This window comes from Herbiconiux dendrobii, from assembly GCF_052048175.1.
Taxonomy (GTDB): Bacteria; Actinomycetota; Actinomycetes; order Actinomycetales; family Microbacteriaceae; genus Herbiconiux.
In genome coordinates this window covers 96001-111379 of the sequence record NZ_JBLZQV010000002.1, presented here as the reverse complement: position 1 = coordinate 111379, position 15379 = coordinate 96001, and the positions used below count along the sequence as shown (strand labels likewise).

Here is a 15379-nt window from a genome sequence, read left to right as displayed (position 1 = left end):
CACCATGACCAGCTTCGACCTCGAAGAGACCACCATCGCCCGGGTGCAGGAGGGTTACCGCAGCGGAGAGTTCACCGCGCGCGAGGTGGTGGAGGCCTACCTCGACCGCATCGACGCGATCGACCGCTCGGGCCCCGCCCTGAACTCGATCATCACCGTCTCGCCCACGGCGCTCGAGGAGGCGGATGCCCTCGACGCCGCATTCGCCGCCGACGGCGAGCTGCGGGGCGCCCTGCACGGCGTGCCGATCGTGGTGAAGGACCAGATCGAGACCGCGGGTATCCCCACCAGCTTCGGCAGCAGCGCGAGCGGCGACTACACGCCCGAGACGGACGCCACGGCGATCGGCCGCCTGAAGGCGGCGGGCGCCATCGTGCTGGCGAAGACCACCATGCCCGACTTCGCCACCTCCTGGTTCTCCACCTCCTCCAAGAGCGGCGTCACCAAGAACCCGTACGACCTCGCGCGCGACCCGGGTGGCTCGTCCAGCGGCAGCGCCGCAGCCGTGGCGGCCAATCTCGCCCTGGTGGGGATCGGTGAAGACACCGGTGGCTCGATCCGTCTGCCCGCCTCGTTCTGCAACCTGGTGGGCGTGCGCGTGACACCCGGCCTGATCAGCCGCAGCGGCATGTCCTCGCTGGTCGTGCCGCAAGACACCGCGGGCCCGATGACGCGCACGGTGGCCGACGCCGCCCGTCTGCTCGACGTGCTCGTCGGATACGACAAGGCCGACCCGTACACCGCCGCGTACGCGGTGGCCGCCGAGGAGGGCTCGTACAGCGACGCCCTGGAGGGCGCCTCCCTTTCCGGCACCCGCATCGGTGTGCTGCGCGAGGCCTTCGCCGGCGCAGGCGATCCCGACGGCGAGGCCGTCGACGCCGTGATCGAGGAGGCGCTCGCCGCGTTCGCCGAGGCGGGCGCCGAGCTCGTCGACGTCTCGATCCCCGACCTCGGGCACTACGTGGGCTTCACCTCGGTGTACTACAGCCGCTCGCTCGAAGACATGAACGCCTTCGTGGCCGCCCGCCCCACCCTCGGCATCGAGTCGATCCAGTCGCTCCGGGCGAGTGGCTCGTACCACGAGAAGCTCGACCTCTTCGAGGGCATCGCCGACGGCCCGGCCACACCGAAGGACGATCCCGACTACCTCGACCGGATCGTGGCGCAGGGAACGTTCCAGCGCTCGGTGGTGGGATTGATGGCCGAGCTAGAACTCGACGTCATCGTGTTCCCGGACACCAAGCTGCCGGCCCCGCTGCACACCGACGTCTTCTCCGATCGCTGGACCTGCCTCACCTATCCCACCAACACCGTCATCGCCTCGCAGCTGCACCTGCCCGCCGCGACGGTGCCGGCCGGATTCACGCCGGGGGGACTGCCCGTGGGCATCGAGCTGATGGCGCTGCCCTACGGCGAGAAGACGCTGTTGCGCACGGCCTCGGCGGCGGAAGCGGCCACCGCGGCGCGCCGGGCTCCGCGCTTCGAGCAGTGAGCACGGGCTCGGCAGCGGCAGCGGCGGCGTCGCACGGCACGGTCACCCTGAACTCCGACATGGGCGAATCGGTCGGCATCCACTCCTTCGGGCACGACGAGCAGCTGCTCGAATTCGTGGACACCATCAACGTCGCCTGCGGGATGCACGCGGGTGACCCCAGCGCCATGCGGCAGGTCGTCGCGCGCGCGGTCACGGCGGGTGTGACGATCGGCGCGCATCCGGGCCTGCCCGACATCGCCGGTTTCGGCCGGCGGGAGATGGCCCTGGAACCCGAGGAGGCCAGGGACCTCATCCGGTACCAGGTGGGTGCGCTGGTGGGCTTCCTCGATGCCGCGGGTGCACCGCTGCACCACATCAAGCCGCACGGCGCGCTGTTCGGGATGATGTCGCGCAGCCCGGCGCTCGTGCACGCACTCTGCGATGTGGCGCTGCAGTACTCGGTGCCGGTGCTGGGTCTCGCCGGCACGCCGCACGAGTGGGTGGCGGCCGAGCGCGGCGTGGCGTTCGTGGCGGAGTACTACGTCGATCTCGACTATGACGACGACCACACCGTGATCGTGCGCCGCACCGGTGCCGAGCGCTCGATCGGCGAGGTCACCGCCCGTGCCCGCCGCGCGCTGGAGGACGGCGAGACGACCACCGTCGGGGGCGCTACGCTGCCGGTGCGGGTGGAATCGTTCTGCATCCACTCCGATCTGCCGAACGCGGTGGAGGTGGCGCGTGCGGTGCGCGGAGTCGTCGACGCGCGGGCGGCCGTCGTCACCACATCCTGAACCCAGCCGGAGAACCACCGAATGCCCCGACCCGCCCGGCGGACCGTCGTCGCGATCACCTCCTTGATCGGGGCGACGGTCTTGTGGGCGGGCAACTACATCGTCGGCGCCGCCGCGGTGGTGGCGATGGATCCGGTGAGCCTCGCGCTGCTGCGCTGGCTGATCGCGGTGGTGCCGTTGTTCGTGATCGCCCAGCTCGTGGAGCGGCCGCGCTGGCGGGACCTGCTGAAGGCCTGGCGGGCCATCCTGGTGCTCGCCGGGTTCGGGCTGCTCGGCTACAACCTCTTCCTCTACGCGGCGCTCGAACACACCGATGCCCTCAGTGCGTCGCTGGTGAACGCCTTCAATCCGGCATTGATCAGCATCGCGGCAGCCCTCGTGCTGCGCGAGCGACTGAGGGCCACAGGAGTCGCCGGAATCCTCGTGGCACTCGCCGGCGTGCTCGTGGTGCTGAGCGGCGGCGATCCCGGATCCCTGTTCCGGGGCGGCTTCGGAACGGGTGAGCTGCTGATGCTCGGCGCGATCCTCGCCTGGACCGGCTACACGATCGCCGGCCGCCTCGTGACGGGGATCCCGCCGATCGCCTCCACCGCCTGTCAGGCCGTCGTCTCGATCGTGGTGCTCGCGCCCGTGGCCGCGTTCCGTGGCGGGCCCACGCTCCCGGAGGGCGGTCAGGTGTGGCTGGCGCTGCTGTTCATCGGGCTGTTCCCCTCGGTGCTGTCGTACCTGCTCTGGAACCGGGCGCTCACGGTGATCCCGCCCGCCCGCGCCGGAGTCTTCCTCAACCTCATCACGGTGTTCACGGCCGCCTTCACGGTGCTGGCCGGGCATCCGTTCACCGTCGCGCAGCTCGTCGGCGGCGCCATCGTGATCGCCGGGGTCGCTTTGGCCAACGAGCGCGCCTTCCGCCGCCCGGCCGCCACAACCGCTGAATGATCTCAGCCAGGCTGCTCAGCAGCATCGGCCCAGGCGAGGCCATGCAGATCCATGGCGCGTGCGAGGGCGGTGTCGTGAGCGTCGACGAGCGAGGCGGCGCCTCGAGTCAGAAGCAGGCTCGCGGGCTCGTCTCCGGGTCGCTCGAATATCGCCCACATCGTCAGTTCGTCGCCGTGCCGGGAGGCGAAGCGGATGCCATCGGCGACCGCGTCTCCGCGTCCGTCCGTCAACGAGTAGAGGTGCGAGGCGATTCGCTGCGTGAGCTCGCGCGGGTCTGCGCTCTTCAGCGCCGCCGCATCGAAGTCGGGGTAGCCAAGAGCGACTGCCAGTCCGGCGAAGTGAGGTCGTAGCGCCGCCACCGTGGCGGCCGTGCGCACGTCGACAAATCGGCCATCGAGTGCGGCATCGGCCGTGATCCGCCCGTGAACCCAGTCGTACGGGATTTCACCCGCTGGAGGTACCGGGTAATCCCGACCGTCTCGTGGGTCTTCGAGGATCCCGCCCAGGAGGTCGTCGCCGTTCACCTGCACATCCGGCCGCGAGTAGGCCAGTATCTCGACGAAACAGGCGAACAGCGAGTCGGCCGCGTAGATGGTGCGGAACACCCCGGCGAAGTCATCCCAGCGCTGATGGCCGGCGTACCGCCGGTCGATCCATGCCCAGGGGTCGGGCGCCCTGCCCACCCGCCAGACCGTCGCACCGTCGGGCTCGACGATGGCGAGCGCGGGGGCCGGCATCAGACGCCGACGAAGGCGTTCGCCGCAGCGAGAACTCGAGGAGCGGCCATGTCGAAGTCGTCTTCGTGCAGCACGCGCGCCGGCGATCGATCGCTCAGCAGCGGGTTCATGCCCTGGAACCACGTCGGCACCACCCGCTCGCCCTCGCTCTGGCCGATCAGCGTCACGATCCGGTGCGTCAGCCGCAGCCGCTCTTCCGCCGAAGGCGTCGGCCGCCTCGACGTCTCGACCCATTCCCGCACGGTTCGCGTCTCCGTCACCCCAGCGATGTAGGCGACGAGCTTCGCCCCCAGTGCGAGACGCAGATCGCCGACGACCGTGGGCAGGGCGTGCCGGATGGAATCGTTGTAGGCCTTCAGCTCGGGAGCGGCGATCGTCGTGGACATATCCTCGACTTTACCGCCACGTCACCGACGATACAAGCAAGGATCACACCACCAATCCCACCCTGGATACCCCCCGCGGCTCCGCCGGGCGGCGTGACGGCAGCGCAGCGGAACTTCGCGGAGAGTCAAGACGTGTGCCGCCGGTGACAACCGGGCGACGGATGGCCGTCCCTACTGTGAACCAGAACCACAGCTCCCACAGCTGAGCAGTGCCGATGCGCGACACCGAGGTCGCGCACGGAATCCCGAGAGGTAACGCACATGCGAATCATGAAGCGCACGATCGTCTTCGCGGCGATCACCGCGAGCAGCGCCCTGGTGCTGGCCGGATGCTCCGGCAGCAACGCCGACGAATCCACCGCGACCGGCGACCCCATCGCCGTCGCCTCGGTCAACGCGCTGAGCGGCGCCGCGACCTTCCCCGAGGCCTCCGCCGCGGCGCAGGCCGTGTTCGACGAGTTCAACGCGGCGGGCGGCCTGGACGGCCGGCCGATCGAGTACACCGCGCTCGACGACAAGGGCGACCCTTCGGCCGCCTCCTCCGCCGCCCGCGACGCCGTCGAGAGCACCAACGCCGTCGCCCTCGTGGGCTCGGCCAGCCTGCTCGACTGCGAGGTGAACGCCGACTACTACGAGCAGAGCGGCATCGTCTCGGTGCAGGGCACCGGCGTCGACCCGTTCTGCTTCAGCACCCCGAACATCTCGCCGACGAACGCGGGCCCCTACCTCGACACGCAGCTGACCCTGAGCTACGGATCGGAGACGCTCGGCCTCAAGAAGATCTGCGGCCTGCTCGAGATCGCCGGTTCCACCCGGGCGGCCTACCAGGAGGCCTTCGACAACTGGACGAAGACCACCGGCAAGGACTTCGAGATGCTCGACGACACCGTGCCCTACGGCGGATCCGACTACACCCCCTACGTGATCAAGGCCAAGGAGGCCGGCTGCGACGCCATCTACAGCAACGGCGTCGAGCCGGATGCCGCGGGCGTGCTGAAGGCGGCCGAGGCGCAGGGCATGACCGACATGACCTTCCTCTTCCTCACCTCGGCCTACTCGGCGCAGTTCGCCGAGGCGGCGAGCTTCGTGGGCAAGGGCGTGTACGTGCCGGCCGAGTTCGCGCCCTACACCGACGAGTCGAACGAGGCGAACAGCGACTGGCGGGCGCTGATGGAGAAGCACGACGTGCCGCTGACCTCGTTCGCGCAGGGCGGCTACCTCGCGGCGAACAACTTCATCGAGATGCTCAAGAGCATGGACGGCGACATCACCCGCGAGACCGTCACGGCGGCGTTCAAGGCGCAGACCGAGGGCTACGAGACCCCGATGGCGGGTACCCCGTGGCTGTTCGGCCCGGGTGAGTCGCACTCCTCCAACACGGCCGGCTGGCCCATCGTGATCGAGCCCGGAGCGACCACCTGGTCGAACGCGGCCGACACCTGGGTGACCGCCGAGTCGTTCGCGAAGTAAGGCGTCGAGCTCAGATGCTTCAGGGAGCACTGGCGGGGCTGGCGGCGGGCGGCGTGTACGCCGTGATCGCCGTCTGCCTCACCCTCATGGCGCAGTTGGTGAAGGTCATCAACTTCTCGCAAGCCGCGATCGGCATGTTCGGCGCATTCATCGCCGTGATGTTCGCCGAGGCGGATGTCCCGCAGGGGCTGGCCGTCTTCCTCGGCATCCTCTGCGGGGTGGTGCTCTCGGGGCTGATCGGCTGGATCATCGCCACCTGGCTGCCCGAGGCATCCATCAGCGCCCGCTCGGCGGTGACGGTGGCCTCGCTGCTGCTGCTCATCTCGATGTCGTACATCCTGTTCGGCACCAAGCCGAAGACCTTCCGGGCGGTCTTCCCGGGCCCGGCGTTCGAGATCGGCGGAGTGGTCGTCAGCCAGGTGACCGTCGTGATGGTGGTGCTGGCCGTCGTGGTGGCGATCGCCGCGAAGATCGTGCTCTCCAAGACCGGGGTCGGCACGACTCTCCGCGCGATCGCCGACCGGCCGGTGGCCGCCGAGCTGATGGGCGTGCCGGTGAAGCCGTTCGCCATCGGCGTCTGGCTGGTCACCGGCCTGATCGTGGCGGTGGCCATCGCCATCGTCGCCCCCACCCAGACCAGTGACGCAGCCTCGCTCTCGCTGTTGGTCATCCCGGCCTCGGCCGCAGCGCTGGTCGGCGGCTTCCGCCGGCTCGACCTCGCCGTCATCGGCGGCCTCGGGCTCGGGATGCTGCAGGGGGCCACCGCCCAGTTCCCCGAGCTGTCGCTCGTGCGCGACTGGGTCCCGCTCGTGCTCATCGTCGTCTTCCTTCTCTGGAACCAGCGCAAGGAGGTGTGGGATGCCGCTCGTTGACACGCTCTTCCGCTCCCGCCGGATCTCGCCCCTCGTCTTCGGCATCGTCGCCGTGCTGGTGGCGTTCGCGCTCAGTGCGCTGCTGCCGACCTACCTCGTGTATCTCGCCATCACCGCCATCGTGGCGACGATCGCACTGCTCGGCCTGGGCATCGTCACCGGCACGGCCGGCATGATCGCGCTCTGCCAGCTCACCTTCGCAGCGGTCGGCGCCTGGATCGTCTCGCTGTTCACCGTGCTGGAGGTGCCGGGAGGCTACATCCTGTGGCTGGTGGCGGGCGGGGTCGTGGCCGGGCTGGCTGGTGTCGTGATCGGGCTGCCGGCGCTGCGGCTGCGGGGCGTGAACCTCGCCGTGGTGACGCTCGGCTTCGCCGCGGCGGCGGATGCGACCCTTCTCAAGACCCAGTTCCCCGGGGCTCCGCAGGGCACGAAGGTGCCGCGGCCGGAGGGCTTTCTCGATGACCGCGGGTTCTTCTTCTTCTGCGCGATCGTGCTCGTGGTGATCGCGGTGGCGGTGCACTACCTGCAGCGCAGCCGGTTCGGCAGCGGATGGCGCTCGGTCGCGTTCTCCGAGCGCGGCACCGCCTCGGCCGGCACCAGCGTGCGGCTCGCCAAGCTCTCGGCCTTCGCCGTGAGCGCCGCGATCGCGGGCATCGCGGGCGGCCTGATCGCTGGCCAGGTGGGCACGGCCTACCCCGCGGGCTTCAGCACCATCCAGTCGCTCGCGCTCTACGTGCTGGCGATCGTCTCGGGCGCGTACCTGATCGAGATGGCGGTGTTCGGCGGCATCCTGTGGGTTCTCATCCCCGAGCTGTTGAAGCGCTTCGGGATCCCGCAGGACTGGGGCTTCGTGGTGTTCGGCGCGCTCGGCATCCAGGCGCTCACCACCAACTCGAACCTGGGTCAGGATCTGCGCAACGCCCTCACGAAGCGGCGGCACCGGCGCGGTGCGGGCACCTCGACCGGGCTCGTGCCGCTGAGTGAGGAGGCCTTCGCGGCGAGCCATCAGCCGTCGGCGTCGGGCGCCGGATCGGGCCCCGGCTCGGCGTCCGGCACGCCCTTGCTCACGGTCACCGGGCTCTCGGTGTCGTTCGGGCAGGTGAAGGCGCTGCAGAACGTCGACCTCACCGTCGACGAGGGTGCGATCGTGGGGCTGATCGGCCCGAACGGCGCCGGCAAGTCGACGTTCGTGGATGCGGTCGCCGGCTTCCTGCCCCAGCACGAGGGAACCGTGCGGCTGGGCGGCGATGCGCTCGACGGGCTGCCCCCGCACAAGCGGGCGCGACTCGGCCTGCGCCGCACCTTCCAGCAGGACCGCGTGCCGCCGAGCCTCACTGTCGGCGACTACGTGGCGTTCATCGCGCGCGGCGAGGCCGAGCCGGTGGCGATCGCCGAGGTGCTCGCGTTCCTCGGCTGCCCGCCGGCCTCGACCCGGATCGTGAACGTCGACGTCGGCACGCGCAGGCTCGTGGAGGTGGCGGCGAACCTCGCCGCGAAGCCCCGGCTGCTGGTGCTCGACGAGCCCGCCGCGGGTCTCTCGCACGAGGAGCACGTGGCGTTCGGGCAGCGGCTGCGGATGATCCCGGCGCGCTACGGCACGAGCATCCTGATCATCGAGCACGACCTCGATCTGGTGCGCAGCGTCTGCTCGAGCATCACGGTGCTGAACTTCGGCGCCGTGCTCGCGAGCGGGCCGCAGGAGACGGTGATGAACGACCCCGAGGTGTTGAAGGCTTACATGGGCGAGACGGAGATGCTGTGAACGAGCGCGCTGACGTGAACACCGGGGCCGGCGCCGACCGCCCGGCCGGTGCATCCGGAACCCTGGTGCTCGACGACCTCACGGTGAGCCGGGGCATCGGCCCCGTCATCTCGCACGTGTCGCTGGCGGTCGTGCCCGGGTCGATCACGGCGGTGGTCGGCCCGAACGGCGCCGGCAAGACGAGCCTGCTCGAGTCGATCTCGGGGGTGATCCAGGCGGGATCCGGATCGGCCGTCTTCGACGGCGTCGACATCACCAAGCTCTCCCGGCGCCGGCGCGCGAAGCTCGGCATCGTGCACGTGGAGCAGGGGCGGGCGATCTTCCCCTCGCTCACCGTGCGCGAGAACCTGCAGCTGGCCTCGCGCGACGCATCCGTCGTTCAGAGCACGCTGGAGTACTTCCCCGAGCTGGAGAAGCGGCTCGACTCGGCGACCGCGCTGCTCTCCGGCGGCGAGCAGCAGATGGTGGTGCTCGCCCGGGCCTTCGCGGCGCGGCCGAAGGTGCTGCTGATCGACGAGATGTCGCTCGGGCTCGCGCCGGTGGTGTTCCTGCGGCTGCTGCCGATCGTGCAGCGGTTCGCGGCGACCGGGGTGGGGGTGCTGCTCGTGGAGCAGTTCGCGCAGCTGGCGCTCGGCATCTCGACGGATGCCCTGGTCATCACGAGCGGCCGCGTCAGCTACGCGGGCCCCGCCGCCCGCCTGCTCGACGAGCCCGACACGCTCCGCAAGGCCTACCTGGGCTGACCCCGCGCGGCCCGCACGCGCCTCCCGAAACCGCCACTTGGCAGAAGTCGACGGTTTTCGCGCCGGCCGTGGCGACTTGGCAGAAGTCGCCGGTTTTCGCGCCGGCCGTGGCGGCTTGGCAGAAGTCGCCGGTTTTCGTGCCGGCCGTGGCGACTTGGCAGAAGTCGCCGGTTTTCGCGCCGACTTGCCACAAGTTGTGGCAAGTCGCGGGGGCGGGGCGCGCGGGGACGGGGCGCGTGCGGGGACGGGGCGAGCGCGGGAGACGCCGGCGGCTCAGGGGAGGGTGGGATCGACCAGCATCTTCGGTCCGGGGCCCGCCTCGGCGGGGCGCTCGCCGGCGAGCACGGAGCCGACCTCGGACAGGCCGACCGTCGCGCCGATGAGCGGGCGCGGGTCGATCGCGCCGGCGGCGAAGAGGTCGATCGCCGCGCTCATGCTGGGCGAGCCGCTCAGCACGCCCACGGCTGTGACATCCTTCAGGGTCAGCTCCCGGGTGTCGATGAGGCTCGGCGAGCTCGCGAGCCCGATGTAGACGACCCGCCCGGCGGGCTCCACGAGTTCGAGGGCCTTCGCCGGGAGCGAGTGCCCTCCCGAGGCGTCGATGACCGCGCCGAAGGGCAGATCCGGCAGCTCGTCGGCCGTCCAGACCCCGTCGAAACCGAGCGTGCGGGCGAACTCGAGGGATCGCTCGGAGCGGCCCATCAGGTGCACCTCGGCCCCCTGCGCCCGGGCGAACATCGCCGCGAGAAGCCCGATGGTTCCGGCGCCGAGCACGAGGGCGCGGTCGCCCTCGGTGAGCGCCGCACCCCAGACCGCGCGCAGGGCGTTGCCGCCGGGCTCGACGAGAGCGCCCAGGGCCGGGTCGAGCTCGTCGGGTAGCGGATGGATGGCCCGCGCCGGCATCGCGAGCTGCTCGGCGAGGGCGCCCGGGAAGCCCCCGCGCACGCCCACCTCGAAGCGGAACTCGCAGACGTGCTGATGGCCACCGAGGCAGCGGCGGCAGGTTCCGCAGCCGAGCATGGTGTCGCCGGTCACCCGTCGCCCGAGCAGCGCCGCATCCGCCCCCTCGCCGACGGCGGTGACCGTGCCGCTCCACTCGTGGCCGAGGCGCAGTGGATACTCCGCCAGCCCGTTGTGCAGGAACGGCATCTCCCCGCTGTAGAACGCGGAGTCGGTGCCGCAGACGCCCACCCGCTCGACGTCGATCACGACGGTCCCGGCCGACGCGATCGGCGCCTCCACATCCTGCACGGCGCCCTCGCCGGGCCCGGTGATCACGTACGCCCTCATGCTCCACATCGTAGGGGCGGATGCCGGTCAGCGGGGGGTGTCGGCCCAGAAGCGCAGTTCGCCCTCGTGGTTGATGCCGTCGGCGACGCCTCCGTTGCGGCGCACGACCTCGAGCGAGGCGGCGTTGTCCGGCGCGACGGTGAGCAGCGCCCGCTCGATGCCCAGGTCGGCACAGCGCGCGAGGGCGTCGCGGAGCATCCGTGTGGCGTGCCCCTGCCGCTGCCACGGGTAGACCACGTGGTACCCGATGTGCCCGCCGCCCTCGTCGTCGGTCAGCCGGTGCCGGATGACGAGCGAGCCGAGGTAGTACTCGCCCGAGGTGTACCAGAAGAGCTCCGACGGAACGCCCCACCGCTCCCGCACGCCCACCCGCGCGGCCACGAACGCGTCGAAGTCGCGACTCGCCTCCCGCAGCCACGCCGTCTCCGAGCCGCGGTGCAGCATGTCGGCCTGCTCCCCGACGAGGTACGAGGTCTTCACGGAGCCCGAGGGAGGAAGGAGCGCGGGCGGCCGCGCGAGTTCGATCATGCGCGCGAGGCTAGCGCAAACCCCGTCGACCCGTCACTCAGTGCCGCTATTCGCTGGCCAAAGCGGGACTATGTGACGGGTGGGTGAGGTGCGGCGCGCGGTGCGGCGCGCGGTGCGGGGCGAGGGGATCAGTGCACGCGGCGGGCGGCGAAGTGGGTGGATGTGACCCGGAGGGTGTGCAGGGCGGTGGGGGCGACCTCGAAGGGGTCGCGGTCGAGGGTGATGAGGTCGGCCGACTTGCCGACCGCCAGCGAGCCGGTCTCGGCACCGAGCCCCATCGCGGTGGCGGCCGAGAGGGTGAAGACCGCGAGGGCCTCCTCGAGCGAGATGGCCTGCTCGGGCCAGAGGGTTCCGGATGCGCGGGCCAGCGGGTCGGCGCGCGTCACCAGCCCCTCGATCCCCTCCCACGGGTTCGGCGACTCGCTCACCGGCCAGTCGGATCCGCCGGCCACCAGCGCGCCCGAGTCGAGCAGCGCGCGATTGGGCTGCATCCGTGACGCGCGGTCCGGCGGCAGCACCGCGGCGATGGCATCCGGGATCACCCCCGGGAACCAGATGAACGGCGAGATGTCGGCGGAGACGTCGAGGGCGGCGAAGCGCGCGATGTCGGTGTCGGAGACGAACTGGCCGTGCGCGATCTGGTACCGCGCGGTCACGCCCTCGGCGCGCAAGCGCTCGACCACGTCGAGCACCTGGCGGGCCGAGGCGTCGCCCGTGCAGTGGATCTTCGCCGACAGCCCGCGCGCGGCGGTGCGGCGCAGCCAGTCGTACAGCTCGTCCGGATCCATCGTGCTGTGCCCGTGGAAGTGATCGCCGTGGGCGTCGTCGGGCAGGTATGGCTCGAGGAAGGCGCCCGTGCGCGCCGGCGGCACCCCGTCGAGGAAGATCTTCACGAAGTCGGGCCGGTGGTGCGCGCTGCGGAAGGCCTCCGCGCGCGCGATCAGCTCGTCGCCGATGGGGGAGAAGCCGAAGATCTCGTCGTTCACGAGCACCGAGCTGACGACCCACGCATCAAGCTCGCCGTCGTCGTCGAGGCCCTTGAGGGCGGCGAGGATGTCGAGCGAGGCCGCCGCGTCCTGGAACGCCGTCACCCCGAAGCCCGACAGGATCTCGACGCCCTTCTTCGAGCTCGCGCGGTGCTGCGCGGCGTCGAGGCCGCCGTCGCGGGCGTGCGCCTCGGCGACCGGGATCCCGGCCGCTTCGAGCAGCACCCCCGTGAGCGCACCGGTCGACGGATCGCGGAGTGCGACTCCGCCGCCCTCCGGCACGAAGTCGTGACCGATGCCGGCCAGCATGAGCGCGCGCGAGCTCACCCAGCGGTTGTGCCGGCTGTCGTCGGCGAGCATCACTGCTCGCCCGCCGGCGGCCTCGTCGAGGCGACTCAGCGCGGCCTGCGTGGCCAGCTCCTCGAGCAGGGTGCTGCCCCACGCTCCGCCCACGACCCAGTCGTCGGCGCCGAGGGTGGCGGCCTGCCCGCGCACGGCCTGCAGCAGCTCATCGAGCGAGGCCGTGGGGGAGACCTCGAGCTCGAACATGGCGCTGCGGCCGGCCAGGGCGTGGTGGTTGTGCACGTCGACGAAGCCGGGCATGGCGAAGGCGCCGTCGAGGTCGACGACGTCGATCCGGTTGGTCCGGTCGGCCGTGCCGGCGTGCGGATCGGGCGCACCGGCATCCTGAACCCACGCTTCGACCGCCGCGCGCACCTCGGCCTCGCCGCCGAGCGCCAGGATGCGGCCGTCGGCCGTGCTCGCCGCCAGGGACTCGACGAAGCGCTCGCCGCCGGGGTCCCCGGTGAAGATGCGCCCGTTCGTGAACAGGCGCACGGCGGGTGCGTGCACCGGCACAGGCGCGGGCACGCTCACGATGAGGCCTCCGCCTCGCCGGACTGCTCGGCCCCACCGGACCGCTCGGCCCCGCCGAAATCCTCGGGCGAGAACCCCTCCGGGTGCACGGTGGTGGACAGCAGCCGCCCGTGCGCCCCGAACGTGAAGTGCACGTACCCCTCGCCCGATCCGTCGAGCCCGAAGAGCGCTCCGTGCGAGCGGAGGGCGTGCGCGCTGCGGTGGTCGGCGATCGTCACCGAGGCACAGGGGATGACCTTCTCGCGCCAGGCGAACACGTAGATCCCGGGACGCACCTGCCACACCGTGTTCGCATCCGTGTCGGCGAGCCCGCGCTCGGGGCCGGCCAGGCACTGCCAGGTGTACCACTCGGGCGAGAGGTAGAGGTGCTCGTAGGCGTGCTCGGGGCTGTAGACCCAGAACGCGCGCCGCCCGATCAGCTCGGTCGACGGATGCGGCGCCGCCGAGGTGGCCGGGCCGGCCGGCGCCGGGGCGCTCGCCGAAGCATCCGCCGCCGAAGCATCCGCATGCGAAGCATCCGCCTCCGACGCATCCACCTGCGGGGCGCCCGCCGTCGTGACATCCGCTCGCCCGGCCACCTCCTCGATCCGGCCGGGCACGAACACCTGCTGCACGCGCGGCACCTGCCCCTCGGGCCCGACGATGCTGATCACCGTCAGCACCTCGCCCGAGCGCAGATCGAGCACCATCGAGACCGCCTCTTCGGGCAGGTACTCGTGGTGGAACTGCACGTAGACGAGCTCGTCGTCGACGTCGAAGGCTTCGTAGTCGTCGCCGTGCGCGGTGGCGGCGATCGGGTCGCCCTCGCCGGGGTGGTATTCCCACTCGACCCGGTCGGCGCCGAAGCGGTGCACGATGCGGGTGCCGCGTGGGTCGGTCACGGTGATCGTGCGACCGGCCAGCGCGCGAGAGAGCGGTGCCCGGTTGGCGTCGAAGCCGGGCGCCAGGCCGTCCAGCGGCAGCCAGGTGGAGGTGTCGGACGGGTCCAATGCGGCAGGGGTCACGGATGCGGCGCTCATCAGTAGTGCAGCCACACCGACTTGACCTCGGTGTAGGCGTCGATCGCCCACGGACCCATCTCGCGGCCCCATCCGGAGGCCTTGTACCCGCCCCAGGGCGCGGCCATGTCGGGGATGGGCGGCATGTTCACGAACACGGCGCCGGCCTTGATGCCGTTGGCCAGGCGCTGGGAGGTGGCGATGTCCTGCGTCCAGATGGTGGCGGCCAGGCCGTACTGCGAGTCGTTGGCGCGGGCGATCAGCGCGTCGAGCTCGTCGGCGTCGTCGTAGGTGGTGACGGCCAGCACCGGGCCGAAGATCTCCTCGCGGATGATGGTCATCTCATCCGTCACCCCGGTGAACAGGGTGGGCTCGAAGAAGTAGCCGTTCTCGCCGGTGCGGTTGCCGCCCGTCACGAGCGAGGCGCCCTCGTCGAGGCCGCTGCGCACGAGCCGCTCGACGTGCCCGATGTGCTTCTCGGAGACCAGCGGGCCGAGCTGGCTCGACTCGTCCAGGCCCGAACCGAGGGTGAGGCCGGAGAGGCCGCCCGACAGCTTGTCGACGAACTCCTGCTCGCGCTTCTTGTCGACGTAGAACCGCGTGTAGGCGGCGCAGACCTGGCCGCTGTTGAGGGTGCCGCCCATCAGGTTGCCGCCCACGGCCGCGTCGATGTCCGCGTCGGCCGCGATGATGCTCGGCGCCTTGCCGCCGAGTTCGAGCGTGAGCCGCTTGAGGTTCGAGTCGGCGCTGGCCTTGGTGATGATGCGGCCGACGGCGGTCGACCCGGTGTACGAGAGGTGGTCGACATCCATGTGGCTGGAGAGCAGGGCGCCCACATCGCCGCCGCCGGTGACGAGGTTGATGACGCCGGCCGGGAACCCGACCTCCTCGGCCAGCTGCACCAGACGGATGCTGGTGAGCGGCGTGACCTCGCTGGGCTTGATCACGACGGTGTTGCCGGTCGCCAGCGCCGGAGCGAGCTTCCAGGCCAGGATCATCAGCGGGAAGTTCCACGGCGTGACCAGCGCGTTCACGCCCACCGGCTCGCGCCGCGTGTAGTGCAGGGTGTCGGGGAAGGAGACCGGGTTGGTGGTGCCCTGGATCTTCGTCACCCAGCCCGCGTAGTAGCGGAAGTGCTCGGCCGCGCCCGCCACGCTCACGCTGCGCGAGACGCCGAGCGGCTGGCCCTGGTCGAGCGTCTCGAGGCGGGCGAGCTCTTCGGCGTGGGCCTCGATGGCGTCGGCGAGCTTGAACAGGAGGTGCGCCCGCTGCACCGGCAGGAGGCCAGCCCACTCCTGCTTCGACAGAGCGGCCCTCGCCGCGGCGACGGCGGCGTCGACGTCGGCCTCGGAGGCGTTGCCGACCTCCTCGATCGCGTTCGCGGTGGCCGGGTCGATGGTCTCGAAGCTCCCGCCGGTGGCGTCCTGCCAGCTTCCGTCGATGTACAGGCTCTTCGCCATGGTCTGCTCCCTTGCGCGTGGTTCCGGGCGCTTCGCTGCGCCGTCGGTCCAGTGTCGGCGGGGAGGG

Annotated in this window: 14 protein-coding genes; 7 read left to right on the top strand and 7 right to left on the bottom strand. The window is 71.1% G+C overall.

All coding sequences use genetic code 11. From position 1 onward, the window contains the following. Positions 1-4 precede the first annotated feature (4 nt). The 3 genes from ACN4JJ_RS05535 to ACN4JJ_RS05525 are packed head-to-tail and all read left to right on the top strand — an operon-like array spanning position 5 to position 3204. The gene (locus ACN4JJ_RS05535) at positions 5-1492 is read left to right on the top strand and encodes an amidase (RefSeq protein ID WP_440708916.1); all 1488 of its coding nucleotides are present in this window, start codon (positions 5-7) and stop codon (positions 1490-1492) included. Then, positions 1489-2268, top strand: a complete 780-nt coding sequence (gene pxpA / locus ACN4JJ_RS05530) for a 5-oxoprolinase subunit PxpA (protein WP_440708915.1) — start codon at positions 1489-1491, stop codon at positions 2266-2268. Before ACN4JJ_RS05535 ends, pxpA begins: the two co-directional genes overlap by 4 nt. A gap of 21 nt (positions 2269-2289) precedes the next feature. Then, positions 2290-3204 (top strand): DMT family transporter, encoded by a 915-nt coding sequence (locus ACN4JJ_RS05525; RefSeq protein ID WP_440708914.1) that lies wholly within the window; start codon positions 2290-2292, stop codon positions 3202-3204. A gap of 2 nt (positions 3205-3206) precedes the next feature. On the opposite strand, the gene ACN4JJ_RS05520 is transcribed toward ACN4JJ_RS05525, so the two are convergent. Both ACN4JJ_RS05520 and ACN4JJ_RS05515 read right to left on the bottom strand, forming a co-directional pair. Next, on the bottom strand, positions 3207-3941 hold the full coding sequence (locus ACN4JJ_RS05520; RefSeq protein ID WP_440708913.1) for an RES domain-containing protein: 735 nt from the start codon (positions 3939-3941) through the stop codon (positions 3207-3209). Continuing rightward, positions 3941-4327 carry a hypothetical protein gene (locus ACN4JJ_RS05515; RefSeq protein WP_440708912.1) on the bottom strand — a complete coding sequence of 129 codons (387 nt, stop codon included), beginning with the start codon at positions 4325-4327 and terminating at the stop codon, positions 3941-3943. The genes ACN4JJ_RS05520 and ACN4JJ_RS05515 overlap by 1 nt, the downstream gene beginning before the upstream one ends. A 261-nt stretch (positions 4328-4588) precedes the next feature. Here ACN4JJ_RS05515 and ACN4JJ_RS05510 point away from each other — a divergent pair, with 261 nt between their 5' ends. From ACN4JJ_RS05510 to ACN4JJ_RS05495, 4 genes are read left to right on the top strand one after another with little or no spacing between them, the layout of a single operon-like run. After that, a complete protein-coding gene (locus ACN4JJ_RS05510; protein WP_440708911.1) occupies positions 4589-5797 on the top strand; it encodes an ABC transporter substrate-binding protein in 1209 nt (402 codons plus the stop codon). Positions 5798-5811: 14 nt separating this feature from the next. Further along, positions 5812-6669, top strand: coding sequence for an ABC transporter permease subunit (locus tag ACN4JJ_RS05505; protein WP_440708910.1), 858 nt, complete (start codon positions 5812-5814; stop codon positions 6667-6669). Further along, positions 6656-8431 carry a branched-chain amino acid ABC transporter ATP-binding protein/permease gene (locus tag ACN4JJ_RS05500; protein ID WP_440708909.1) on the top strand — a complete coding sequence of 592 codons (1776 nt, stop codon included), beginning with the start codon at positions 6656-6658 and terminating at the stop codon, positions 8429-8431. Before ACN4JJ_RS05505 ends, ACN4JJ_RS05500 begins: the two co-directional genes overlap by 14 nt. After that, positions 8428-9174, top strand: a complete 747-nt coding sequence (locus tag ACN4JJ_RS05495) for an ABC transporter ATP-binding protein (RefSeq protein WP_440708908.1) — start codon at positions 8428-8430, stop codon at positions 9172-9174. Before ACN4JJ_RS05500 ends, ACN4JJ_RS05495 begins: the two co-directional genes overlap by 4 nt. 273 nt (positions 9175-9447) lie before the next feature. Here ACN4JJ_RS05495 and ACN4JJ_RS05490 read toward each other — a convergent pair whose 3' ends face one another. The 5 genes from ACN4JJ_RS05490 to ACN4JJ_RS05470 all read right to left on the bottom strand — a co-directional run bounded on the left by ACN4JJ_RS05490 (position 9448) and on the right by ACN4JJ_RS05470 (position 15312). Next, positions 9448-10464: a zinc-dependent alcohol dehydrogenase gene (locus tag ACN4JJ_RS05490; protein ID WP_440708907.1), complete on the bottom strand. Its 1017-nt coding sequence runs from the start codon at positions 10462-10464 to the stop codon at positions 9448-9450. Between the two features lie 27 nt (positions 10465-10491). Next, positions 10492-10992, bottom strand: a complete 501-nt coding sequence (locus tag ACN4JJ_RS05485) for a GNAT family N-acetyltransferase (protein WP_440708906.1) — start codon at positions 10990-10992, stop codon at positions 10492-10494. Between the two features lie 128 nt (positions 10993-11120). After that, positions 11121-12854, bottom strand: coding sequence for an amidohydrolase (locus tag ACN4JJ_RS05480; RefSeq protein ID WP_440708905.1), 1734 nt, complete (start codon positions 12852-12854; stop codon positions 11121-11123). Continuing rightward, positions 12851-13873 carry a molybdenum cofactor biosynthesis F family protein gene (locus ACN4JJ_RS05475; RefSeq protein WP_440708904.1) on the bottom strand — a complete coding sequence of 341 codons (1023 nt, stop codon included), beginning with the start codon at positions 13871-13873 and terminating at the stop codon, positions 12851-12853. The genes ACN4JJ_RS05480 and ACN4JJ_RS05475 overlap by 4 nt, the downstream gene beginning before the upstream one ends. Next, positions 13873-15312 (bottom strand): aldehyde dehydrogenase family protein, encoded by a 1440-nt coding sequence (locus ACN4JJ_RS05470; protein WP_440708903.1) that lies wholly within the window; start codon positions 15310-15312, stop codon positions 13873-13875. Before ACN4JJ_RS05470 ends, ACN4JJ_RS05475 begins: the two co-directional genes overlap by 1 nt. Positions 15313-15379: the final 67 nt, after the last annotated feature.

Excerpts from the sequence above, each read along its gene's own strand:
- ACN4JJ_RS05485 (WP_440708906.1), bottom strand. The coding sequence starts at position 10,992 with ATGATCGAACTCGCGCGGCCGCCCGCGCTCCTTCCTCCCTCGGGCTCC.
- ACN4JJ_RS05505 (WP_440708910.1), top strand. The coding sequence starts at position 5,812 with ATGCTTCAGGGAGCACTGGCGGGGCTGGCGGCGGGCGGCGTGTACGCC.
- ACN4JJ_RS05515 (WP_440708912.1), bottom strand. The coding sequence starts at position 4,327 with ATGTCCACGACGATCGCCGCTCCCGAGCTGAAGGCCTACAACGATTCC.
- ACN4JJ_RS05490 (WP_440708907.1), bottom strand. The coding sequence starts at position 10,464 with ATGAGGGCGTACGTGATCACCGGGCCCGGCGAGGGCGCCGTGCAGGAT.
- ACN4JJ_RS05525 (WP_440708914.1), top strand. The coding sequence starts at position 2,290 with ATGCCCCGACCCGCCCGGCGGACCGTCGTCGCGATCACCTCCTTGATC.
- ACN4JJ_RS05535 (WP_440708916.1), top strand. The coding sequence starts at position 5 with ATGACCAGCTTCGACCTCGAAGAGACCACCATCGCCCGGGTGCAGGAG.
- ACN4JJ_RS05470 (WP_440708903.1), bottom strand. The coding sequence starts at position 15,312 with ATGGCGAAGAGCCTGTACATCGACGGAAGCTGGCAGGACGCCACCGGC.
- ACN4JJ_RS05475 (WP_440708904.1), bottom strand. The coding sequence starts at position 13,873 with ATGAGCGCCGCATCCGTGACCCCTGCCGCATTGGACCCGTCCGACACC.
- ACN4JJ_RS05520 (WP_440708913.1), bottom strand. The coding sequence starts at position 3,941 with ATGCCGGCCCCCGCGCTCGCCATCGTCGAGCCCGACGGTGCGACGGTC.
- ACN4JJ_RS05500 (WP_440708909.1), top strand. The coding sequence starts at position 6,656 with ATGCCGCTCGTTGACACGCTCTTCCGCTCCCGCCGGATCTCGCCCCTC.
- ACN4JJ_RS05510 (WP_440708911.1), top strand. The coding sequence starts at position 4,589 with ATGCGAATCATGAAGCGCACGATCGTCTTCGCGGCGATCACCGCGAGC.